We start from the raw sequence: 20,453 nt of genomic DNA, 5'->3' as shown, positions 1-20,453 counted from the left end.
GAGCGACAAAAACCGACGCACCGTCATTCCCCTTTTTCTCGGGGCGACCCATGCGCCTGATTTTCGGTGACCGCCGCGCCGTTCAGTGAAGAGCACCGCGTCGGTGGAGCGGCATATATGGGCGGCCTCCAAACCCGTCAACAACAAAAACGCAGAAAATTGCGCGGCGTCAAAAAATGGCGGTTTCCTGCGGGTTTAAGCACGGCCTTTCGTGGCGAGGGCCGCCGGCGGCACCGAATCGCGCCGGGCGGGACGGGCGAATCCGCCCCGCCCGGCCGCATCAGCGCCGTTCGAAGCGGTCGCCCGGCGCCAGATGCGTACCGAACTGCCCCAGCGCTGTCGCCGCCGCACGGTCGTCGCGGAGCGTCGCGCGCCAGAAGAGCGTCGTCGCGTCGATCACGATCGGCGCGATCCGGGCCTCGTCGCCCCCTTCGCTGCGCATGAAACGCGGCGCGCCCGGCGCGCGGCCGCCGAAATCGCCATGGTTGCCGCCCGCGAGGACGAGCAGATATTTGTCGCCCGGCGCCATCGCACGGAACGGGCGTTCGCGGTCGGCGGCCGTGACCTGGTTGAGCCAGGGCAGCGCATCCTTCGTTCCGGTGATCGACAGGAACGGCATGCGGATCGCGCCGAACGCCTCGGCATCGCCCAGCGCCATCGACGGCTGCGGGCTGAGCGCGATCGCGGCGCGGATGCGCGGATCGGCGAGCGGCGCGGCCCCGCCCGGCGCCCGCATCCCGGCGACGGCGAGCGTCGTCTGCGCGCCGAAGCTGTGCCCTGCCATGCCGATCCGCGTCCGGTCGATCCGGCCGAGATCGCACGCCCCCTCGCGCCCGCCGGCGATCGCGCGATCGAGGACGAAGCGCACGTCCTGCCCGCGCGCGACCAGCTGTTCGGCGGTCATGGCGCCGCGCAGCCCCGCCTGGCGGACGCCGGCAAGGTCGCTGCCCGGATGCTGGAGGTGAATGACGGCGAACCCCGCCGCGACCCATGCCTGCGCCCAGCGCGTGCCGGCATCGAGCCCGCCGCCGAGCCCGTGGCTGAACAGGATCAGCGGTACGCGATCGCTCCCCGCGGGCATGCGGATGCGGACCGGCACCGTGCGCTGGCGGGAATCGTCGCGCCATTGCGCCTCGCATACCGGCCCGGCCTCAGCGGGAACCGGCGCCGTCGCAGGTGCAGCCGAGGCCGCCGGGGCGGCGCCGTGAACCGCGTGCCCCACGAGCGCCATCGCCGCAGCGGCCAGCGCCGCGCCGGCCGAAGAAATCAGTCGCATCCTCATGCTCCCTTGCTGTCGGGCCGACCGGTGTCGTGCCCTTGTTGTCGTGGTCATCGTTGCCGGCGCGGGACGGATGCCGTCGGCCGAGGGGCGCGATCGGCGTCAGCGGCCCGAACGTTGCTGGCGCTGCTGGCGCATCTGCTCGGCGCGCGTCCGGAATGCCGCAAGCTCGGCCTTGTCGACGCGACCGTCATGGTTGGTGTCGGCCATGTCGAACACCGGCGTCCGCGCGTTGGCGAGTTCGCTGCGTTCGACCTTGCCGTCGTGGTTGGTGTCGAGTTCGGTGATGAACGAGTCGATCCGCTCGCCCGCCTGCGGACGGAAGCGGGCGAGCCGCCCGAAATCGTCGCGCGAGATCACGCCGTCATGGTTGCGGTCGAGCTTGTCGAACCGCGCCGCCCGCGCCGCGAGGAACTCGGCGCGCGTCACCACGCCGTCGCCGTCGCGATCGGCGTCGACGAGCATCGCCGCCGGATCGCGCTGCGCCTGGGCCGGGCCGCTCGCCAGCATCGCCCCCGTCGCCAGCATCGCCGCCATCACGCCCCGCATCGAAACCGAAACCATCCGCATCCTGCGCACTCCCTGCCCAAACCATGGAACATCCGCGATGCGCCGCGGCCCGACGGCGCGGCGATCGCTCAAGGCCCCTTGTCTCGCATCGCCGCGTAAGCGTGCAACGTCGCGTCGGTGACAAAGCGTAACCGAAACGCGTGCAGGCGCCCTGCCCCCTTTCCGCCGATCGGCAGCGCACGCTATCGATGCGCCATGGAAAGCGCCCATATCGCCGTCGTCGAGGACGATCCCGAGATCCGTACCATGGTCGTCGCGCTGCTGGGCCGCGAGGGTTTCCGCGCCAAGGGCTTCCGCACCGCCGACGCGTTCGACCGGGCCGCACTCCACGAACGCTTCGACCTGGCGGTGCTCGACGTGATGCTGCCGGGCGAGGACGGGCTGTCGCTGTGCCGCCGGCTGCGCGCCGCGGGGGATATCGGCGTGCTGATGGTCACCGCGCGCGGCGACGATGTCGACCGGATCGTCGGGCTGGAGATCGGCGCCGACGACTATCTGGCCAAGCCGTTCAACCCGCGCGAGCTGGTCGCCCGCGCACGCGCCATCCTGCGCCGGACGCAGGGCACGCCCGGCGCCGGGCGGATCGCGACGCCCGAATGCTATGGCTTTGCCGGCTGGCGGCTCGACCTGGGCGCGCGCACGCTCGACGCCCCTGACGGCAGCGCGATCGAGCTGACCGGCGGCGAGTTCGACCTGCTCGCCTGCTTCGTCCGCCACCCGCAGCGCGTGCTCAACCGCGACCAGTTGCTCGACTGGACGCGCGGCCGCCTGCCCGGCCCGTTCGACCGCGCCGTCGACGTCCAGGTCGGACGCCTCCGCCGCAAGCTCGCCGCGCGCGGCGGCGACGCGCTCATCAAGACGGTGCGCGGCGGCGGCTATCAGTTCACCGCAACGGTCGAACGGCGATGAGCCTGAGTTCGACGCTCTCGCTTCGCATCGCGGCGATCCTGCTGCTCGGCTTCGTCGTCTTTCAGGTCGCGATCGCGGTGGTGAGCGTCCCCACCCATCCCGACGACGCCCGCGCGCTCAACCTGCCCCGCCCGATCGACGCCGCCGCAATCGCGCAGGCGTTCGACCGGACGCCGCCGCCCGCGCGCGACGCACTCGCCCGCGCCTTGCAGGACAGCGTCTATTCGCTCGAGCTGCGCGAGACCGCGCCCGCGCCGCTCGGCGATCCGCGCAGCGACCTGACCGACGTAGCGGTCCATTATGCCGCCGCGATGCCCGGGCGCGTCGTTCGCCTCGACGGGCGGCTGCCCCGTTTCGGCCAGCTGATCGGCGGCGCGCCCCGCCCCGCCCGCTTCTTCCCGCCGCTGCGGCTGGCCGTCGCGCTGCGCGGCGGCGGCTGGATCCTGTTCACCAGCCAGCCCTCGCCCGCGCTGCGCGCGCTGTTGCGCAGCCGGTCGCTGATCGGCGCCGCGGGCGGCGTCATGCTGCTCGCGGCGCTGCTGCTGGCGGTGCGCCAGACCGCGCGTCCCCTCGTCCGGCTGGCGCGCGAGGTCGGCGGCTGGACCGACGCGCGCGACATGCCCGACCTGCCCATGCGCGGCCCGCCCGAGGTGCGCGCGCTCGCCGGCGCACTCAACATACTCCGCGCGCGCGTGCGCGAGCTGTTACTCGAACGCACGCGGATGCTCGCCGGAATCGCGCACGACCTGCGCACCTATCTCACCCGGATGCGGCTGCGCGTCGAGTTCATCGACGATCCCGACCAGCGCGCCCGCGCCACGCGCGACCTTGCCGCGATGAGCGCGCTGCTCGACGACACGCTGTTCTTCGCGCGCGCCGATGCGCTGTCGGGCGCGGCCGACGCCGACAGCGGGGCCGACTCCACCGCCGCCGCGCGGCTGCGCTTCGATGCGGCCGCCGAACTGGGGCTGCTCGTCGCGGCGCGGCAGGAACTGGGCGAGCCGGTGACGCTCGACGGGCCGACGCACGGCCTGTTCCTGCACGCCTCGCCCACCGCGCTCCGCCGCATCGCCGACAACCTGATCGACAATGCGCTCCGCCATGCCGGCGCCGCGCGCGTTTCGATCGGCACCGAGGGCGAGGCGATGCGGCTCGACGTCGTCGACGACGGACCGGGCGTGGCACCCGGCGATCTCGACACGCTCGGCCGCCCGTTCCACCGGCTCGACGCGGCGCGCGACTCCGCCAGCGGCGGCGCCGGGCTGGGGCTGGCGATCGTCCGGGCGCTCGCGGCGCGCAACGGCGGCAGCGCCCGGTTCGCCAACGGCGCCGCGGGCGGGTTCGCCGCGACGATCCTGCTGCCGCTCGCCCCGGCGGCGATGCCCGACTGAGGCCCGACTGAGGCCCGACCGGGACGCCCGCGCGCGCCGCACCGGACGCCCGCGACGCCGACAAACGCACCTTTCCGCAGCGTCGGCGGCACGATGCCTCTCCCGTGCAAACGCGTTTCGTACCTCTACGTATTTCTGGAGGATGTCCCTCAAACGTACAGCGCGACGTGGGGAAGTTGGTGAATTACGCCCGCGGCGCTTGATCTTCGTCAACACGCTAGCGGCCCGCTTTCCCGAAGAGCGACACCGATCCGGTGTATCCAAGGGGCTGAACATGGACGAAACCGTCACCAGGTCATTCGCCTGGCTATTCCTCGCAGTCCTGGCAGTGCTTGCCGCTGTCATGACTGCGGACCCGGCGTTCGGCGTGCACATGGCGATTTGCGCCGGTGCCGCGCTGCTCGCTGCCTTCTATGCGATGCGCGGTGCTGGCAAGCCTGCCGCCGTCGCCCAACCCGGCGAGTATGACGACGACGTCATCCGCTGGGGCACGATCGCAACCGTCTTCTGGGGAGTCGTCGGCTTCCTCGCGGGCGTTTACATCGCGCTCCAGCTCGCCTTTCCCGCGCTGAACCTCGGGCTCGAATATACGAGCTTCGGGCGTCTGCGTCCGCTGCACACTTCGGCAGTGATCTTCGCGTTCGGCGGTAATGCGCTGATCGCGACGAGCTTCTATGTGGTGCAGCGCACCTGCCGCGCGCGGCTGGCGCTGCCCGGCGTGGCGCGTTTCGTCTTCTGGGGCTACCAGCTGTTCATCGTGCTGGCCGCGACCGGCTATGTGATGGGCATCACCGAGGGCCGCGAATATGCGGAACCCGAATGGTATGTCGACATCTGGCTGACGATCGTGTGGGTCGCCTATCTGGGCGTCTTCATCGGCACGATCCTGAAGCGGAACGAGCCGCACATCTACGTCGCCAACTGGTTCTACATCGCGTTCATCGTCACGGTCGCGATGCTGCACCTCGTCAACAACCTGACGATGCCGGTGCACCTGCTGGGTGCCAAGAGCTATTCGGCGTTCGCGGGCGTCCAGGACGCGCTGACCCAGTGGTGGTATGGCCACAACGCGGTCGGCTTCTTCCTGACCGCCGGCTTCCTGGGCATGATGTACTATTTCGTGCCGAAGCAGGCCGAGCGTCCGGTCTATTCGTACCGGCTCTCGATCGTTCACTTCTGGTCGCTGATCTTCCTCTACATCTGGGCGGGTCCGCACCACCTTCACTATACCGCACTGCCCGACTGGGCGCAGACGCTGGGCATGGTCTTCTCGGTCATGCTGTGGATGCCGAGCTGGGGCGGCATGATCAACGGCCTGATGACGCTGCAGGGCGCATGGGACAAGATCCGCACCGATCCGATCATCCGCATGCAGGTGCTGGCGCTCGCCTTCTACGGCATGAGCACCTTCGAAGGTCCGATGATGTCGGTGAAGAGCGTCAACTCGCTCTCGCACTACACCGACTGGACGATCGGCCACGTGCACTCGGGTGCGCTGGGCTGGGTCGGCATGATCAGCTTTGCCGCGGTCTATTTCATGACCCCGCGCCTGTGGAAGCGTAAGCGCCTCTATTCGCTGCGGATGGTGAACTGGCACTTCTGGTGCGCCACCGCAGGCATCGTTCTCTATGCCTCGTCGATGTGGGTCGCCGGTATCATGCAGGGCCTGATGTGGCGCGAGTACGGCCAGGACGGCTATCTCGTCTACTCGTTCGCGGAAGTCGTGGCGGCGATGAAGCCCTACTACCTCATCCGCGCGGCCGGTGGCGGGCTGTACCTGCTGGGCGCGCTCTTCATGGTGTGGAACGTGTGGATGACGATCGCGGGCAAGGTCCGCGAGGAAAAGCCGCTGCACGACGCCGCCTATGACCCGGCCGCGGACAAGCCGCTCCCCAAGGGCGCGCCGGTCCATGGCGGTCCCGCCGCGATGCCCGCCGAATAAGGACAACCGAACATGGCAACCAAATTTTTCAGCCATGCCAGAATCGAGCGCAACGTCACGTTGCTGCTCGTGCTGGCCCTGATCACGGTGTCGATCGGCGGCATCGTGGAGATCGCGCCGCTGTTCTGGATCGACTCCACGGTGGAGAAGGTCGACGGCGTGCGTCCTTACACGCCGCTCGAGCTGGCGGGCCGGAACATCTATATCCGCGAGGGCTGCTACAACTGCCACTCGCAGATGATCCGCCCGTTCCGCGACGAGACCGAGCGCTATGGCCACTACAGCCTGGCGGCGGAGAGCATGTACGACCACCCGTTCCAATGGGGTTCGAAGCGCACGGGGCCTGACCTTGCGCGCGTCGGCGGCCGCTATTCGGACGAGTGGCACGTGCAGCACCTGAAGAATCCGCGCGCCGTGGTGCCGGAATCGATCATGCCGACCTACACCTTCCTCGCCAATCGCGAGCTGAAGGCGGAGACCATCGGCGACGATCTGACCGCGCTGCGCCGCGTCGGCGTTCCCTACACCGACGAGGACGTGAAGAAGGCATTCGCCGATCTTCAGCTTCAGGCGACCGCCAACGGCGACGGCACCGACCTCCAGAAGCGCTACCCGAAGGCCCAGGTGCGCGACTATGACGGCAACCCGAACAAGCTGACCGAGATGGACGCCCTCGTCGCCTATCTCCAGATGCTCGGCACGCTCGTCGACACCTCCAAGGCCGAAGCCAAGGAGACGCTGAAATGAGCGATTATGACGTGCTCCGCCACTTCGCCGACAGCTGGGGCCTGCTGTTCATGGTCACCATCTTCGTGTTTGCGGTCTGGCGTGCCCTGCGCCCCTCGGCGCGACAGGACATGGAGGACGCGCGCAACATCATCCTGCGTGACGAGGAGCCCGCGCAATGAGCGACAACGAAACCAAACGCGTCGATGCCGCCACGGGCACCGAACTCAACGCGCATGAATGGGACGGCATTCAGGAACTGAACACGCCGCTTCCGCGCTGGTGGCTGTGGACCTTCTATGCCTGTATCGCGTTCGCGATCGGCTATTGCGTCGTCTATCCGGCGATCCCGTTCCGCCACAGCGCGAGCGCGGGGACGCTGGGATGGACCAGCCGCGGCGAGCTCAAGAAGGAGCTTGCCGCTGCCGACGCCGCCAAGGCGGCGACGCGCAAGGCGATCGCCGAAACGCCGGTCGAGCAGCTTTCGAGCAAGCCCGAGCTGATGCGCGCGGCGATCGAGGGCGGCAAGGCGGCGTTCAAGGTGAACTGCATCCAGTGCCATGGTTCGGGCGCGACGGGCAGCAAGGGCTACCCCAACCTGAACGACGACGACTGGCTGTGGGGCGGCGACATCGCCACCATCCACCAGACGCTTCAGCATGGCGTGCGCTATCCCGGCGACGGCGAAACGCGCATGTCGCAGATGCCGGCCTTCGGGCGTGACGGCATCCTGACCGCCGCGCAGGTCCAGGACGTGGTTTCCTACGTCCGCTACGTGTCGAAGCAGGAACCGGCCTCGACCTCGGCCCAGGCGGGCGCGAAGATCTTCGCCGAAAACTGCGTCGCGTGCCACGGCACCGATGCCAAGGGCAATCAGGCGGTGGGTGCTCCCAACCTCACCGATCCGATCTGGCTCTATGGCGGGGATCGCACCACGCTGACCGAGACGGTCACCAATGCCCGTGCGGGCGTGATGCCGGCCTGGGGCCAGCGTCTCGACCCCGTTACCGTCAAGATGCTCGCTGCTTACGTACACTCCCTAGGCGGCGGCAAGTAAAGTTCGGAGTAGCGGTTAGCCATGTCGAATCATGCAGACCGCACCGCGAAGGCCGGCGGGCTTTATGCCCGCCGGCCCGACATTTTCCCCAAGGCAGTCGACGGCTTCTACCGCCGCCTGAAGTGGGCGATCATGGCGGTGACGCTGACCATCTATTATGTCACGCCCTGGCTCCGCTGGGACCGCGGGCCCTATGCCCCCAACCAGGCCGTGCTGATCGATCTCGCGCACCGCCGCTTCTATTTCTTCTCGATCGAGATCTGGCCGCACGAATTCTACTACGTCGCGGGCCTGCTCGTGATGGCCGGGATCGGCCTGTTCCTCATCACGGCCACCGTCGGTCGCGCCTGGTGCGGCTACGCCTGCCCGCAGACCGTGTGGACCGACCTGTTCCTCCACATCGAGCGCTTCATCGACGGCGACCGCAACGCGCAGATGAAGCTGCGCAAGGCCCCGCTCGGCCCGGTCAAGATCGCCAAGCGCGTGACCAAGCACAGCATCTGGCTGCTGATCGGCGCGCTCACCGGCGGCGCCTGGATCTTCTATTTCGCCGATGCGCCCTCGCTCGCACGCGACGTGTTCACCGGCCATGCGCCGATGGTCGCCTATTCGACGATCGCGATCCTCACCTTCACCACCTATGTCTTCGGCGGGTGGATGCGTGAGCAGGTGTGCATCTATATGTGCCCGTGGCCGCGCATCCAGGGCGCGATGCTCGACGAGCGCTCGCTGATCGTCACCTACAAGGACTGGCGCGGCGAACCCCGCACGCGCGGCCTGAAGCGCGCGCATGAAAACGCCGATGCCAAGGTCGGCGACTGCATCGACTGCAACGCCTGCGTCCAGGTGTGCCCGACGGGCATCGACATCCGCAACGGGCCGCAGCTCGCCTGCATCACCTGCGCGCTGTGCATCGACGCGTGCGACGAGATGATGGTCAAGGTCGGCCGCCCGCGCGGGCTGATCGACTATGCGACGCTCGAGGATTGCGAGGAGGAGCGCAAGGGCGCGGCCCCCGTCCCCGTCCGCAAGACGATCCTCCGGTCGCGCACCTTCCTCTATTTCGGCGCCTGGGCGCTGGTCGGCGTGGCGATGCTCGTCGCTCTGGGCGCGCGCACGCGGCTCGACCTGTCGGTCGGGCAGGAGCGCAACCCGCTGTTCGTCCAGCTTTCCGACGGCACCGTGCGCAACGCCTATACGGTCAAGGTGCGCAACATGGAGACGCGCCCCCGCCCCGTCCGCATCGACATCGACGGCCTGCCCGGCGCGGTGATGTGGGACTCGCTCGGCGACGAGAAGAAGGCGGCGGCGTCGATGACGATCAATGTCGGCCCCGACCAGGTCGAGAAGCGCCGCATCTATGTGCGCGCACCGCGTTCGGGCCCGCAGCCCGCGACCTTCGCCTTCCGTCTGACCGCGCTCGACGATCAGAAGGGCGGCGACACCGACACTGCCCGCTTCGACCGCCCGGAGGCTGACCAATGACGCGCCCGTTCCGCTTTACCGGCTGGCACATGCTCGCCGTGCTCGTCACCTTCTTCGGCATCGTGATCGCGGTGAACGTGACGATGGCGACGCTCGCGACGCGGACCTTCGGCGGCGTCGTGGTCGAGAACAGCTATGTCGCCAGCCAGCATTTCAACCGCTGGCTGAAGGAAGCGCAGGCGCAGGACCAGCTCGGCTGGCAGGTGAAGGCCGACTCGACCGACGGCCGCGTCGTCGCGCAGATCGATCGCGCCCCCGGCGCGACCGTCACCGCCACCGCGCGGCACCCGCTGGGCCTGGTCGCCAATATCGAGCTGCGCTTCACCGAAACCGCGCCGGGCCACTATGTCGCCCAGGAGCGGCTGCCCGCCGGGCGGTGGCGCGTTCATCTGCACGTCGTGCGCGGCGATGCGCGCGCCGACTTCATCCGGGACGTGTTTGCATGAGCGAAACGCTCGAGCACAGCGAACTGAGCGTCCCCGGCATCCGCTGCGCCGGCTGCATTGCCAAGATCGAGCGTGAGCTGGCGCCGCTGCCGGGGATCCGCAAGGCGCGGGTGAACTTCACCTCAAAGCGCGTCGTGATCGACCATGATCCCGCGCTGACGCCCGAAGCGCTGCGACTCGCGCTTGCCGATATCGGCTTCGACGCCGAACCGATCCAGCCCGGCCCGCTCTCGTCGCGTCCCAGCGAGAGCAAGGCGCTGCTGCGCGCCGTTGCCGTCGCCGGCTTCGCGTCGATGAACATCATGCTGCTCTCGGTCTCGGTATGGTCGGGTGCGACCGGCGCGACGCGCGAGCTGTTCCACTGGCTGTCGGCGCTGATCGCGCTGCCGACGGTCGCCTATGCCGGCCGTCCCTTCTACAAGTCCGCCTGGAGCGCGCTGCGGCGCGGGCGCACCAACATGGACGTGCCGATCTCGATCGGCGTGACGCTCGCCACCGCGCTCAGCCTGTTCGAGACGATCACCAACGGCCCGCACGCCTATTTCGACGGCGCGGTGATGCTGTTGTTCTTCCTGCTCGTCGGGCGTTTCCTCGACAGCGTGATGCGCGACCGTGCGCGCGAGGGCGTCGAGGCGCTGCTGCGCCAGACCGCCCCCGGCGGCACGGTGCTGCTTCCCGACGGGGGCACGCAGTGGCTGCGCGCCGACGCCATCGAACCGGGCATGCGGCTGATCGTCGCCGCGGGCGAACGGATCGCCGCCGACGGCGTGGTCGAACAGGGCAGCTCGAACGCCGACCTGTCGCTCATCACCGGCGAGAGCCGTCCCGAGCCGCTGGCGCCGGGCGGCAAGGCGGTGGCGGGCACGCTCAACCTCGATGCGCCGCTGACGATCCGCGTCACCGCGGCGGGCGACCGCACCACCATCGCCGAAATCGCGCGGATGATGGATGCGGCGTCGCAGAGCCGCTCGCGCTATGTCCGCATCGCCGATCGCGCCGCGCGCTTCTATGCCCCGGCGGTCCACACGCTCGCGCTCACCAGCTTCGTCGGCTGGATGATCGCGGGGGCGGGCTGGCACCAGTCGCTGCTGATCGCGGTCGCGGTGCTCATCATCACCTGCCCCTGCGCGCTCGGCCTGGCCGTGCCGGCGGCCCAGGTCGTCGCGGCCGGCGCGCTGATGCGGCGCGGCGTGCTCGTCAAGGACGGCTCGGCGCTCGAACGCCTTGCCGAGGCCGATGTCGCACGCTTCGACAAGACGGGCACGCTGACGCTCGGCCGCCCCGTCCCGCTCGATCTCGAGCAGCTCGATGCCGAGGAAGAGGCGCCCGCGGCGCTGGCGCTCGCGCGGATGAGCCGCCACCCGATCGCCCGTGCGCTGGCCCAGGCGCTCGAACGCCAGGGCGTGCGCGCCGCCGACCTCACCGACGTGCGCGAGGAGCCCGGCTATGGCGTGACGGGCAAGCTTTATGGCCGCGGCGTGCGGCTGGGCCGGCCGAGCTGGCTCGGCGTCCGCGCGCGCCATGAGGAGCTGGTGACGGGCTTCGCGCTCGACGGCGGCCCCGTTCGCGTCCTGCGCTTCAGCGATGCCGTCCGCCCCGATGCGGCGCGCGCGATCGCCGAGCTGAAGGCGATCGGCATCCCGGCCGAGATCCTGTCGGGCGACCGGCCGGAAGCCGTCGAGCCGCTCGCCGTTTCGCTGGGAATCGCCGCCCAGGCGCGGCTGACGCCCGATCAGAAGCTCGAGGCGATCGAGGCGCTGCACCAGTCGGGGCATCGCGTGCTGATGGTCGGCGACGGGCTCAACGACGGTCCGGCGCTTGCCGCGGGGCATGTCTCGATCGCGCCGGCCTCGGCCAGCGACGTCGGCCAGACCGCCGCCGATTTCGTGTTCATGGGCGACAGCCTGGCGCCCGTCCCCCTCGCGGTGCGTGCGGCACGGCGGACGCTGCGCATCGTCCGCGAGAATTTCGCGCTGGCGATCGGTTACAACCTGCTGGCGGTCCCGCTCGCGATCTTCGGCTATGTCACGCCGCTCATCGCTGCGGTGGCGATGTCGAGTTCGTCGCTGATCGTCGTCGCCAACGCGCTGCGGCTGAAAGGATGTGCGCGATGAACGGGCTGATGTTCCTCATTCCGGTCGCGCTGCTGCTCGGGCTGGGCGGGCTCGGCGCGTTCATCTGGTCGCTCAATTCGGGCCAGTTCGACGATATGGACGGCGCCGCGGTGCGCATCCTGATCGACGAGGATCCGGTCGAATGAAGCTGCGCGTGCTGCTGTTCGTGCCGCCGCTGGCGCTCGCGGTCCCCGCTCCGGTTACGGCCGGGCCGGTGGTCTGGGGCCGGCTGTGCACGGGCACCGGCACCCCCAGCATGCCCGACGACGACCATCGCCGCGAGCAATGCCCGATGGCGTGCCATGTCATGCCGTGTGGCGAGCGTCACCGCCCCGGCGGCAAGGGACCGCGCGGCCGCTGCTGATCGCGGCGCGCGCCGTCCCCCCGCCCCGCCGTCAGTCCCCGTTCAACACCCCATCGCGCCGAAATCGCGCATCGTGCGCAGCCATTGCGCGCGCGCCGCGTCGTTCTCGATCCCCATGCCGCCGACGATCGTTTCGGTGACGGGGCGCACGCCGACGAAGTTCAGGATATTGCGGCGCAGGCTCTTGAGGCTGTGCGCCCCATAGAAATAGCGATAGAGGAAGCCGGGCATCCCCATCGTCACCACGACATGCGCGCTGCGCCCCTTGAGCACCGCGCGCCGCGGGCCGGCCCGCCCCGAATAGAGAAAGTCGGGCCGCGCGACCTGTTCCAGGAACGCCTTGAGCAACGCCGGCATGTCGCCGAGCCACAGCGGATAGAGGAGCACGATGTGCTCGGCCCAGCGCAGATCGGCCTGCGCCGCGGCGATGTCGGGCGGCGGCGTCCCCTCGCTCCAGTCGCGCGCCGCACGGATCAGCGGGAAGTCGAGCTGCGCGACCTCGATCCGGCGCACGTCCTGCCCGGTCTCGGCCGCGCCCGCCGCATAGGCATCGGCGAGCGCATGGACGAAATGGCCCCGCTGCGAATCGGGATGACCGTCGATCAACAAAATCCGTCTGCTCATTCCGGCGCTTATGCGCCCGCGCACGCCGCCGGGCCATGCGGGGCTTTGCGGACCGTGCGTCCGGTCCGGCCGAGGCGCGCAATCCTGAACCGCGCACATCGACGGCGCCACGCGCCGTTCAGTCGGCGGGGCGCAGGGTCATGCCATCGGATCGAGCAGATGGAGGCTTGGATGCGCAGGATGACGATGGCCGTGGTCGCGGCCGCAACACTGGTGATCGGATTGGGCACGGGCAGCGCCGCGTCGGCGCAGGGCTGGGGTCCGCCCCCGCCGCCGCGCCCGGGCTGGGGCGGTCCGCCGCCGCCGCCGCGCTGGGGGCCGCCGCCGTCGCGCTATGACGGCTGGCGCTGGCACCATGACCGCGAATGGCGCCGCGACTGGCGGGCGCAGCGCGAATGGCGCGAACGCGAATGGCGCCGGCAACAGGCATGGGAGCGCCGCCGCGAATGGTGCAGCTGGCATTATTGCCGCTGAACCATTGGTACTGGACCAGCGCCGCTCGACCAGTGCCGCTGGTTCAGTACGCCTGAACCATTGCCGCTGAACCGGATTGCCGGGGCGCCCCGCCCCGGCAGTCCGCCCATACAAAAACCTCCCCGGGCGCGAACCCGGGGAGGTATTTAAATCACGCCCGCCCATGAGGGGGCAATGGCAGGCGCGACCGGAATGCCCCTTTCGGAACGTTCGATCAGAAGCGGAAGCCGACGCCGATCGCGGCAACGATCGGGTTCACGTCGACATTGACGGTCCGCAGCGTGTTGCCCGTGGTCAGGCGCGCCTTGGTGTTCATGTCGATGTACTTGATGTCGGCGTTGATGAAGAGCTTCTTGTTGATGTCGAAGTCGACACCGCCCTGCAGCGCCCAGCCGAAGCTGTCGTCAAGCTTGAGGTCGGTCTTGCCGCCCAGCGCGTTGGTGAGCGAGTTGGTCGTGTCGTTCGAATAGAACAGCGTGTAGTTGACGCCTGCGCCCACATACGGGTGAATCTTGCCTTCCGGCATGAAGTGGTACTGCAGGGTCAGCGTCGGCGGGAGCACCCAGGTCTTGCCGACCTTGCCGAGCGCCGAAACGGTGCCGCGGCCGCTGATGTCATGGTGCGTGGTGCCCAGGATCAGCTCGGCGCCGATGTTCTTGGTGAACATGTAGGTGAAGTCGACTTCCGGCATCACCGAGTTGCCCAGCCCGACTTCGCTGCCCGCGATACCGGTGATCGCACCCGAGCTCTCGTTCGGCGCGACCAGGATCGCACGCGCACGGACCAGCCAGTCGCCGGCCTTGCGGCCTTCGGTGGCCGGTTCGGCCTGCGGGGCCGGCATGGCGACGCCAGCGGCGGGAGCGGCCGGCACCTCGTCAGCCATCGCCGGCGCGGCGACCACGGCGCCAGCCGCCAGGATCGCGAGTTTGAGAGCGGTACGCATCAAAAATCCTCCTGTGTTCGAGGCCTTCCGACTAGGCCCCGCTGCCCCGTACATAGTTGACCGAGCGCAACTTTCGGGTCCGCAATGTTCCCAATGGGGTTGGTACGATGCATATCGGCAACACCCGCGCAACCCATTGATTTTGCTGTGGCAAATTCCCTTAAGTAGTGGCCGCGGCGCATCGCGGCGGCTTTCGGGCGGGCGGAACCGAGTCGCGGAGCACGCGTTCGCCCCCCTTCGCCCGGCCCCCGCCCGCCGGGGGCTGCCGATCGCCGCACACCGGCACACAAGGAAAAGGGGGCGGCCCCGCACCGGAGCCGCCCCCCTTTACACCTTCACGCCGACGGCGCGCCCCGCCGGGGCGACACCCCTCGCCGCGTTCTATTCGAACTCGAGGATCGCCGCATCGACCGCCAGGCTGTCGCCCGGGCCGAAATTGGCGGCCTTCACCACGCCCGCGCGTTCGGCGCGCAGGATGTTTTCCATCTTCATCGCCTCGACGACCGCCAGCGGCTGCCCCGCCTCGACCTTGTCGCCAGCCTTGACGTGGAGCTGGGTGAGCAGCCCCGGCATCGGCGCGAGCAGGAACTTGCTCATGTCGGGCGGCACCTTCTCGATCATGTGCGCGCGATAGGGCGCGACATGCGGCGGATAGACCTCGACGCGGTGCGTCGCGCCGTGCGCGGTGAGCAGCCACAGCCCGCCCTTGCGCGCGATGCCGACCGTCAGCGGCGCGTCGTCGATCTGCGCGGCGAACAGCGGCTCGCCCGGGCGCCAATGCCCGATCAGGTCGATCGGCTCGCCATCGCCATGGATGCGCAGCCCGCCCTTATAGGGTTCGACCGACAGCGAATAATGCGTGCCGCCGATCATCACCACGCGCGCGCCGCAATCGGGGGTCGGCGCGTCGAGCTGGTCCGAAATCTCCGCCGCCCGCTGCCCGCGGACGATGTCGATCACCGCCGCGACCGCGGCAATGCCGCGCAGCAGCGCCGGATCGGCGGGCGCCCCCGCGAAACCTTCGGGATATTCCTCGGCGATGAAGCCGGTGGTCAGCGCGCCGTCGCGGAAGCGGCGATGCTGCATGATCGCCGACAGGAAGTCGATATTGTGCCCGATGCCCTCGATCCGGAACCGGTCGAGCGCCTGCACCTGCAGGTCGGCCGCCTCGTCGCGCGTCTCGCCCCAGGTGATCAGCTTGGCGATCATCGGGTCATAGAACATGCTGATGTCGCTGCCCTCGGTCACGCCGTCGTCGACGCGGACATAGCCGTGGCCCGCCCGGGTGCCGGGGGCGCCATAAGGCGTCGTCTCGCCCGCGGGCGGGCGATAGCGCACCAGCCGCCCGGTCGACGGCAGGAAGCCGCGATACGGATCCTCGGCATAGACGCGGTTCTCGATCGCCCAGCCGGTGAGCTTGATGTCGTCCTGGCCGAAGCCCAGCTTCTCGCCCGCCGCGACGCGGATCATCTGCTCGACCAGATCGAGCCCGGTGACGCATTCGGTGACCGGATGCTCGACCTGAAGCCGCGTGTTCATCTCGAGGAAGTAGAAGCCCTGGCCCGTCTTGTCGGCGCCCGAGACGATCAGCTCGACCGTGCCCGCCGAATAATAGCCGACGGCCCGCGCCAGCGCGACCGCCTGCTCGCCCATCGCCTTGCGCATCTCGGGCGTGACGAAGGGCGACGGCGCCTCTTCGACGACCTTCTGGTGGCGGCGCTGGATCGAACATTCGCGCTCGCCGAGATAGACGATGTTGCCGTGCTGGTCGCCCAGCACCTGAATCTCGATGTGGCGCGGCTGCTCGATGAACTTCTCGATGAACACGCGGTCGTCGCCGAAGCTCGCCAGCCCCTCGCGCTTGGTCGCCTCGAAGCCCTCGCGGACGTCCTGCTCGCTCCAGGCGAGCCGCATCCCCTTGCCGCCGCCGCCGGCCGAGGCCTTCATCATCACCGGATAGCCGATCTCGCCGGCGATCCGCACGGCATGTTCGGTATCCTCGATCTCGCCGACGAAACCGGGGACGACGTTCACCCCCGCCTGCTTGGCGAGCTTCTTCGATTCGATCTTGTCGCCCATCGCCGCGATCGCCTTGGGCGGCGGCCCCACGAACGCGATGCCCGCCTCGGCACAGGCCTTGGCGAAGCTCTCGCGCTCGGAAAGGAAGCCATAGCCCGGGTGGATCGCGTCCGCCCCCGTCGCCCGTGCCGCCTCGAGGATCAGCTCGGCCTTCAGATAGCTCTCGCTCGCGGGTGCCGGCCCCAGCCGTACCGCCTCATCGGCCATCCGCACATGCGGCGCGCGAGCATCCGCATCCGAATAGACCGCCACGGTGGCGATGCCCATCTTCTTCGCCGTGCGCATCACCCGGCACGCGATTTCGCCACGGTTGGCGACGAGGATTTTCTTGAACATCAGAGCTTTATCACCCCTACAAGCCAAAGGCTGACAATCGCCAAGGCGGCGATCAGAAGAAAAAGCGGCGGCCAGACGATGGCGCGGTAGAGCCATGGTCGCCGCAGTTCGAGCCGGAGCATGGAAGGGCTGTTCGCCCAATCGACGAAGGGGAAGGCTATCGCCCGCCAGAGCCAATCGAGCTCGTGCGGCACGTTACTCCGCCGCCTCCAGCTCCACCTTGCACTCCGCCGCCATCGGCGTGATGCCGAGCCGGGCGAACAGCGCGGCGTCCTTGTCGTCGCCGGCATTGCCTGCGGTCAGCAGCTTGTCGCCGGTGAAGATCGAATTGGCGCCCGCCAGGAAGCAGAGCGCCTGCGCCGCATCGCTCATGCTCTCGCGCCCCGCGCTCAGCCGGACCATGCTCGCGGGCATGGTGATGCGCGCCACCGCGACCGTGCGCACGAACTCGATATCGTCGATCTTGGCGAGCGGCGTGTCGGCCAGCATGTCGCCCAGCACCGTACCCTTCACCGGCACCAGCGCGTTGATCGGCACGCTGCCCGGATGTTCGGGAAGCGTCGCCAGCGCGTGGATGAAGCCCACCCGGTCCTCCCGCGTCTCGCCCATGCCGACGATGCCGCCGCTGCACACGTTGATGCCCGCCTCGCGGACATGGGCCAGCGTTTCGAGCCGGTCGTCGAAGCTGCGCGTCGTGATGACGTCGTTGTACCGTTCGGGCGAGGTGTCGATATTGTGGTTGTAGTAATCAAGCCCGGCGTCGGCGAGCATCTTTGCCTGCGCGTCGGTGAGCATCCCCAGCGTCATGCAGGTTTCCATGCCCATCGCGCGGACGCCCTTCACCATCTCGACGATGGCGGGCATGTCGCGGTCCTTGGGGTTGCGCCACGCCGCGCCCATGCAGAAGCGCGTCGAGCCATGGTCCTTGGCCTGCGCCGCCGCCTGGAGCACCGCGCGCGGGTCCATCAGCTTGGTCGCCTTCAGCCCGGTATCGGCATGCGTCGACTGGCTGCAATAGCCGCAATCCTCGGGGCAGCCGCCGGTCTTGATCGAGAGCAGCGTCGAGCGCTGCACCTGGTTCGCGGGGTGGTTGGCGCGATGCACTTCGGCCGCGCGGAACACCAGTTCGGTGAACGGCAGGTCGAACAGCTCGGCAATTTCCTCGCGAGTCCAGTCGTTTCTAAGCATTACTTCAAAGTCCCCATAAAGAGGTAAACGAACATCCCGAGACCGACCGACAGCAGCGCCGGCGCGGCGATGCGACAGAAGTTGACCGACTTGCGCAGATCATCGCCGTGGTAACGGGCGCGCACGATCTCCGATGCTCCCGAAAAGGCAAGCAACGCCGCCGCGCCGATCACGACGATCACCCCCACGATCATCTCGGGCCGCGTCCCCTTAGCATTGGGAACCAGCGCGATCACCCCGCCCAGCGACAGCACGCACAGCGAGGAGAGATATTTGAAAAAGTCATAGAGCAGCGTGACGCCGTCCGCGTTCGCCTCGACGGGTTCGTCGTCCGCCACCTCGGTCATTCGGCGGCCTCGTCCAGCGGCGGCATGTTGTGCCCCATCAGCCGCAGCACGTCGGCGGCGCATTCGACGATGTTCGATCCGGGGCCATAGATGCCCTGCACCCCGGCGTCGCGCAGGAAGTCATAATCCTGCGGCGGGATCACGCCGCCGGCGATCACCTTGATGTCGCTCCGCCCCGCCTCGCGCAGCCCGCGGATCAGTTCGGGGATCAGCGTCTTGTGCCCCGCGGCGAGGCTCGACGCGCCGACGATGTCGACGCCGCTTTCGAGCGCGAGCACCACCGTCTCCTCGGGCGTCTGGAACAGCGGCCCCGACACCACGTCGAACCCCATGTCGCCAAAGGCCGAGGCGACGACATTGGCGCCGCGATCATGCCCGTCCTGGCCCATCTTGGCGACGAGCAGGCGCGGCTTGCGGCCCAGCCGGCGCGTCACTGCGTCGACGCCCGCCACCACCTGTGCCCAGCGGTCGTCCTCGGCATAGGGAGCGGCATAGATGCCCTTCACCGGCTGCGGCGTGGTGCCATAGCGGCCAAAGGCATCCTCCATCGCCGCGCTGATCTCGCCCAGCGTCGCGCGGGCGCGGGCAGCTTCGACGGCAAGCGCGAGCAGATTGGCTTCCAGTCCGCCCCCCGCCTCGGAACGGGGCGGATTTTTCGCGGCGGCCCGCAGCTTCTCGAGCGCCGCCTGGCACGCCGCCTCGTCGCGACTTGCCTTGACGCGCTGAAGGCGCGCGATCTGCGCCTCGCGCACCGCGGCATTGTCGACCTCGAGCGTCTCGAGCAGGTCCTCGTTCGCCAGCCGGTACTTGTTGACGCCGACGATCACGTCGTCGCCGCGATCGACCCGCGCCTGGCGGGCGGCGGCGGCTTCCTCGATCATCGCCTTGGGCCAGCCCGCGGCGACCGCCCTGGCCATGCCGCCCTCGGCCTCGACGCGGGTGATGATCTCCCACGCCTTGTCGACGAGTTGCTGCGTCAGGCTCTCGACATAATAGCTGCCGCCCAGCGGATCGACGACCTTGGTCATCCCCGTCTCTTCCTGCAGCACGATCTGCGTGTTGCGGGCGATGCGGGCGGAGAAGTCGGTGGGGAGCGCGATCGCCTCGTCGAGCGCGTTGGTGTGCAGGCTCTGGGTGCCGCCCAGCATCGCCGCCATCGCCTCGATCGTGGTGCGGATGACGTTGTTGTACGGGTCCTGCTCGGTGAGCGACACGCCCGACGTCTGGCAGTGCGTGCGCAGCATCTTCGAGCGCTCGTCCTTCGCGCCGAGCTGGGTCATCACCCGGTGCCACAGCACCCGCGCCGCGCGCAGCTTCGCGACTTCCATGAAGAAGTTCATGCCGATCGCGAAGAAGAAGCTCAGCCGGCCTGCGAACTTGTCGATGTCCAGTCCGCTGGCGACGCCGTACTTCACATATTCCATGCCGTCGGCGATGGTGAAGGCAAGCTCCTGCACCTGCGTCGCCCCGGCCTCCTGCATGTGATAGCCGGAGATCGAGATGCTGTTGAACTTGGGCATCTTCGCACTGGTATAGGCGAAGATGTCCGAGATGATCCGCATGCTCGGTTCGGGCGGGTAGATATAGGTGTTGCGGACCATGAACTCCTTCAGGATGTCGTTCTGGATCGTACCTTCCAGCTTTTCCTGAGGGACCCCCTGTTCCTCGCCCGCGACGATGAAGAAGGCGAGCACCGGGATCACCGCGCCGTTCATCGTCATCGAAACCGACATCTGGTCGAGCGGGATGCCGTCGAACAGGATCTTCATGTCCTCGACGCTGTCGATCGCCACGCCCGCCTTGCCGACATCGCCGACGACGCGCGGATGATCGCTGTCATAGCCGCGGTGCGTGGCGAGGTCGAAGGCGACCGACAGGCCCTTCTGCCCCGCCGCCAGGTTGCGCCGGTAAAAGGCGTTCGACTCCTCGGCGGTCGAAAAACCGGCATATTGGCGGATCGTCCACGGCCGCCCGGCATACATCGACGCGCGGACGCCGCGGGTAAAGGGCGCGAAGCCGGGCAGTCCCGGATCAGCGGCCACATCCTCGGCGGTGTAGAGCGGCTTGACGGCGATGCCCTCGGGCGTCTGCCACGTCAGGTCCCTGCCCTTCACTTCCTTGGCGGCCAGCGCCGTCCAGTCGTCCAGTTTCGGCTTGTCGGTCATCTCGATACTCCGCG

Annotated in this window: 21 protein-coding genes; 12 read left to right on the top strand and 9 right to left on the bottom strand. The window is 68.7% G+C overall.

Going from position 1 to position 20,453, the window contains the following annotated elements:
- Positions 1 to 280 precede the first annotated feature (280 nt).
- Positions 281 to 1,276 (bottom strand): alpha/beta hydrolase family protein, encoded by a 996-nt coding sequence (locus ACT3CF_RS16050; protein WP_478424458.1) that lies wholly within the window; start codon positions 1,274 to 1,276, stop codon positions 281 to 283.
- A gap of 105 nt (positions 1,277 to 1,381) precedes the next feature.
- Entirely contained in the window at positions 1,382 to 1,849 is a 468-nt protein-coding gene (locus ACT3CF_RS16045; protein WP_478424456.1) for an EF-hand domain-containing protein, read from the bottom strand.
- A 195-nt stretch (positions 1,850 to 2,044) separates the two neighbouring features.
- Between ACT3CF_RS16045 and ACT3CF_RS16040 the strand changes: the two genes are divergently transcribed.
- From ACT3CF_RS16040 to ACT3CF_RS15990, 11 genes are all read left to right on the top strand, one after another.
- Complete coding sequence (locus ACT3CF_RS16040) at positions 2,045 to 2,758, top strand: response regulator (protein WP_478424454.1); 714 nt, start codon at positions 2,045 to 2,047, stop codon at positions 2,756 to 2,758.
- Positions 2,755 to 4,149 (top strand): sensor histidine kinase, encoded by a 1,395-nt coding sequence (locus ACT3CF_RS16035; RefSeq protein ID WP_478424452.1) that lies wholly within the window; start codon positions 2,755 to 2,757, stop codon positions 4,147 to 4,149. The genes ACT3CF_RS16040 and ACT3CF_RS16035 overlap by 4 nt, the downstream gene beginning before the upstream one ends.
- Positions 4,150 to 4,423: 274 nt before the next feature.
- Positions 4,424 to 6,091 (top strand): cytochrome-c oxidase, cbb3-type subunit I, encoded by a 1,668-nt coding sequence (gene ccoN / locus ACT3CF_RS16030; RefSeq protein WP_478424451.1) that lies wholly within the window; start codon positions 4,424 to 4,426, stop codon positions 6,089 to 6,091.
- Between the two features lie 12 nt (positions 6,092 to 6,103).
- A complete protein-coding gene (gene ccoO, locus ACT3CF_RS16025; protein WP_478424449.1) occupies positions 6,104 to 6,838 on the top strand; it encodes a cytochrome-c oxidase, cbb3-type subunit II in 735 nt (244 codons plus the stop codon).
- The gene (locus ACT3CF_RS16020) at positions 6,835 to 6,999 is read left to right on the top strand and encodes a cbb3-type cytochrome c oxidase subunit 3 (RefSeq protein WP_478424448.1); all 165 of its coding nucleotides are present in this window, start codon (positions 6,835 to 6,837) and stop codon (positions 6,997 to 6,999) included. The genes ccoO and ACT3CF_RS16020 overlap by 4 nt, the downstream gene beginning before the upstream one ends.
- Positions 6,996 to 7,874 carry a cytochrome-c oxidase, cbb3-type subunit III gene (ccoP, locus tag ACT3CF_RS16015; RefSeq protein WP_478424446.1) on the top strand — a complete coding sequence of 293 codons (879 nt, stop codon included), beginning with the start codon at positions 6,996 to 6,998 and terminating at the stop codon, positions 7,872 to 7,874. Before ACT3CF_RS16020 ends, ccoP begins: the two co-directional genes overlap by 4 nt.
- Before the next feature lie 21 nt (positions 7,875 to 7,895).
- Entirely contained in the window at positions 7,896 to 9,359 is a 1,464-nt protein-coding gene (gene ccoG, locus ACT3CF_RS16010; RefSeq protein WP_478424445.1) for a cytochrome c oxidase accessory protein CcoG, read from the top strand.
- Positions 9,356 to 9,805, top strand: a complete 450-nt coding sequence (locus ACT3CF_RS16005; protein WP_478424443.1) for a FixH family protein — start codon at positions 9,356 to 9,358, stop codon at positions 9,803 to 9,805. The genes ccoG and ACT3CF_RS16005 overlap by 4 nt, the downstream gene beginning before the upstream one ends.
- On the top strand, positions 9,802 to 11,919 hold the full coding sequence (locus tag ACT3CF_RS16000; protein WP_478424442.1) for a heavy metal translocating P-type ATPase: 2,118 nt from the start codon (positions 9,802 to 9,804) through the stop codon (positions 11,917 to 11,919). Before ACT3CF_RS16005 ends, ACT3CF_RS16000 begins: the two co-directional genes overlap by 4 nt.
- Positions 11,916 to 12,065 (top strand): cbb3-type cytochrome oxidase assembly protein CcoS, encoded by a 150-nt coding sequence (gene ccoS / locus ACT3CF_RS15995; protein ID WP_478424440.1) that lies wholly within the window; start codon positions 11,916 to 11,918, stop codon positions 12,063 to 12,065. The genes ACT3CF_RS16000 and ccoS overlap by 4 nt, the downstream gene beginning before the upstream one ends.
- Entirely contained in the window at positions 12,062 to 12,283 is a 222-nt protein-coding gene (locus ACT3CF_RS15990; protein WP_478424438.1) for a hypothetical protein, read from the top strand. Before ccoS ends, ACT3CF_RS15990 begins: the two co-directional genes overlap by 4 nt.
- Positions 12,284 to 12,325: 42 nt before the next feature.
- On the opposite strand, the gene ACT3CF_RS15985 is transcribed toward ACT3CF_RS15990, so the two are convergent.
- A complete protein-coding gene (locus ACT3CF_RS15985) occupies positions 12,326 to 12,907 on the bottom strand; it encodes an NAD(P)H-dependent oxidoreductase (RefSeq protein ID WP_478424436.1) in 582 nt (193 codons plus the stop codon).
- A 171-nt stretch (positions 12,908 to 13,078) separates the two neighbouring features.
- Between ACT3CF_RS15985 and ACT3CF_RS15980 the strand changes: the two genes are divergently transcribed.
- The gene (locus tag ACT3CF_RS15980; protein WP_478424434.1) at positions 13,079 to 13,381 is read left to right on the top strand and encodes a hypothetical protein; all 303 of its coding nucleotides are present in this window, start codon (positions 13,079 to 13,081) and stop codon (positions 13,379 to 13,381) included.
- 214 nt (positions 13,382 to 13,595) lie between these two features.
- On the opposite strand, the gene ACT3CF_RS15975 is transcribed toward ACT3CF_RS15980, so the two are convergent.
- From ACT3CF_RS15975 to scpA, 6 genes are all read right to left on the bottom strand, one after another.
- Positions 13,596 to 14,324, bottom strand: coding sequence for an OmpW/AlkL family protein (locus ACT3CF_RS15975; protein ID WP_478424432.1), 729 nt, complete (start codon positions 14,322 to 14,324; stop codon positions 13,596 to 13,598).
- 381 nt (positions 14,325 to 14,705) lie between these two features.
- Complete coding sequence (locus tag ACT3CF_RS15970) at positions 14,706 to 16,739, bottom strand: ATP-binding protein (protein ID WP_478424430.1); 2,034 nt, start codon at positions 16,737 to 16,739, stop codon at positions 14,706 to 14,708.
- Positions 16,739 to 16,861 (bottom strand): hypothetical protein, encoded by a 123-nt coding sequence (locus ACT3CF_RS15965; RefSeq protein WP_478424428.1) that lies wholly within the window; start codon positions 16,859 to 16,861, stop codon positions 16,739 to 16,741. The genes ACT3CF_RS15970 and ACT3CF_RS15965 overlap by 1 nt, the downstream gene beginning before the upstream one ends.
- A 73-nt stretch (positions 16,862 to 16,934) precedes the next feature.
- The gene (gene bioB / locus ACT3CF_RS15960) at positions 16,935 to 17,927 is read right to left on the bottom strand and encodes a biotin synthase BioB (RefSeq protein WP_478424427.1); all 993 of its coding nucleotides are present in this window, start codon (positions 17,925 to 17,927) and stop codon (positions 16,935 to 16,937) included.
- Positions 17,927 to 18,274 carry a hypothetical protein gene (locus ACT3CF_RS15955; protein ID WP_478424425.1) on the bottom strand — a complete coding sequence of 116 codons (348 nt, stop codon included), beginning with the start codon at positions 18,272 to 18,274 and terminating at the stop codon, positions 17,927 to 17,929. The genes bioB and ACT3CF_RS15955 overlap by 1 nt, the downstream gene beginning before the upstream one ends.
- Positions 18,271 to 20,439 (bottom strand): methylmalonyl-CoA mutase, encoded by a 2,169-nt coding sequence (gene scpA / locus ACT3CF_RS15950; protein WP_478424423.1) that lies wholly within the window; start codon positions 20,437 to 20,439, stop codon positions 18,271 to 18,273. Before scpA ends, ACT3CF_RS15955 begins: the two co-directional genes overlap by 4 nt.
- Positions 20,440 to 20,453 lie beyond the last annotated feature (14 nt).

It is taken from the genome of Sphingomonas chlorellae (assembly GCF_056485145.1).
This window is presented reverse-complemented; position numbering and strand designations above follow the sequence as displayed.

Bases quoted from the DNA above. Each gene is read 5' to 3' on its own strand.
- ACT3CF_RS16050 (WP_478424458.1), bottom strand. From the start codon at position 1,276: ATGCGACTGATTTCTTCGGCCGGCGCGGCGCTGGCCGCTGCGGCGATG.
- ACT3CF_RS16045 (WP_478424456.1), bottom strand. From the start codon at position 1,849: ATGCGGATGGTTTCGGTTTCGATGCGGGGCGTGATGGCGGCGATGCTG.
- ACT3CF_RS16040 (WP_478424454.1), top strand. From the start codon at position 2,045: ATGGAAAGCGCCCATATCGCCGTCGTCGAGGACGATCCCGAGATCCGT.
- ACT3CF_RS16035 (WP_478424452.1), top strand. From the start codon at position 2,755: ATGAGCCTGAGTTCGACGCTCTCGCTTCGCATCGCGGCGATCCTGCTG.
- ccoN (WP_478424451.1), top strand. From the start codon at position 4,424: ATGGACGAAACCGTCACCAGGTCATTCGCCTGGCTATTCCTCGCAGTC.
- ccoO (WP_478424449.1), top strand. From the start codon at position 6,104: ATGGCAACCAAATTTTTCAGCCATGCCAGAATCGAGCGCAACGTCACG.
- ACT3CF_RS16020 (WP_478424448.1), top strand. From the start codon at position 6,835: ATGAGCGATTATGACGTGCTCCGCCACTTCGCCGACAGCTGGGGCCTG.
- ccoP (WP_478424446.1), top strand. From the start codon at position 6,996: ATGAGCGACAACGAAACCAAACGCGTCGATGCCGCCACGGGCACCGAA.
- ccoG (WP_478424445.1), top strand. From the start codon at position 7,896: ATGTCGAATCATGCAGACCGCACCGCGAAGGCCGGCGGGCTTTATGCC.
- ACT3CF_RS16005 (WP_478424443.1), top strand. From the start codon at position 9,356: ATGACGCGCCCGTTCCGCTTTACCGGCTGGCACATGCTCGCCGTGCTC.
- ACT3CF_RS16000 (WP_478424442.1), top strand. From the start codon at position 9,802: ATGAGCGAAACGCTCGAGCACAGCGAACTGAGCGTCCCCGGCATCCGC.
- ccoS (WP_478424440.1), top strand. From the start codon at position 11,916: ATGAACGGGCTGATGTTCCTCATTCCGGTCGCGCTGCTGCTCGGGCTG.
- ACT3CF_RS15990 (WP_478424438.1), top strand. From the start codon at position 12,062: ATGAAGCTGCGCGTGCTGCTGTTCGTGCCGCCGCTGGCGCTCGCGGTC.
- ACT3CF_RS15985 (WP_478424436.1), bottom strand. From the start codon at position 12,907: ATGAGCAGACGGATTTTGTTGATCGACGGTCATCCCGATTCGCAGCGG.
- ACT3CF_RS15980 (WP_478424434.1), top strand. From the start codon at position 13,079: ATGCGCAGGATGACGATGGCCGTGGTCGCGGCCGCAACACTGGTGATC.
- ACT3CF_RS15975 (WP_478424432.1), bottom strand. From the start codon at position 14,324: ATGCGTACCGCTCTCAAACTCGCGATCCTGGCGGCTGGCGCCGTGGTC.
- ACT3CF_RS15970 (WP_478424430.1), bottom strand. From the start codon at position 16,739: ATGTTCAAGAAAATCCTCGTCGCCAACCGTGGCGAAATCGCGTGCCGG.
- ACT3CF_RS15965 (WP_478424428.1), bottom strand. From the start codon at position 16,861: ATGCTCCGGCTCGAACTGCGGCGACCATGGCTCTACCGCGCCATCGTC.
- bioB (WP_478424427.1), bottom strand. From the start codon at position 17,927: ATGCTTAGAAACGACTGGACTCGCGAGGAAATTGCCGAGCTGTTCGAC.
- ACT3CF_RS15955 (WP_478424425.1), bottom strand. From the start codon at position 18,274: ATGACCGAGGTGGCGGACGACGAACCCGTCGAGGCGAACGCGGACGGC.
- scpA (WP_478424423.1), bottom strand. From the start codon at position 20,439: ATGACCGACAAGCCGAAACTGGACGACTGGACGGCGCTGGCCGCCAAG.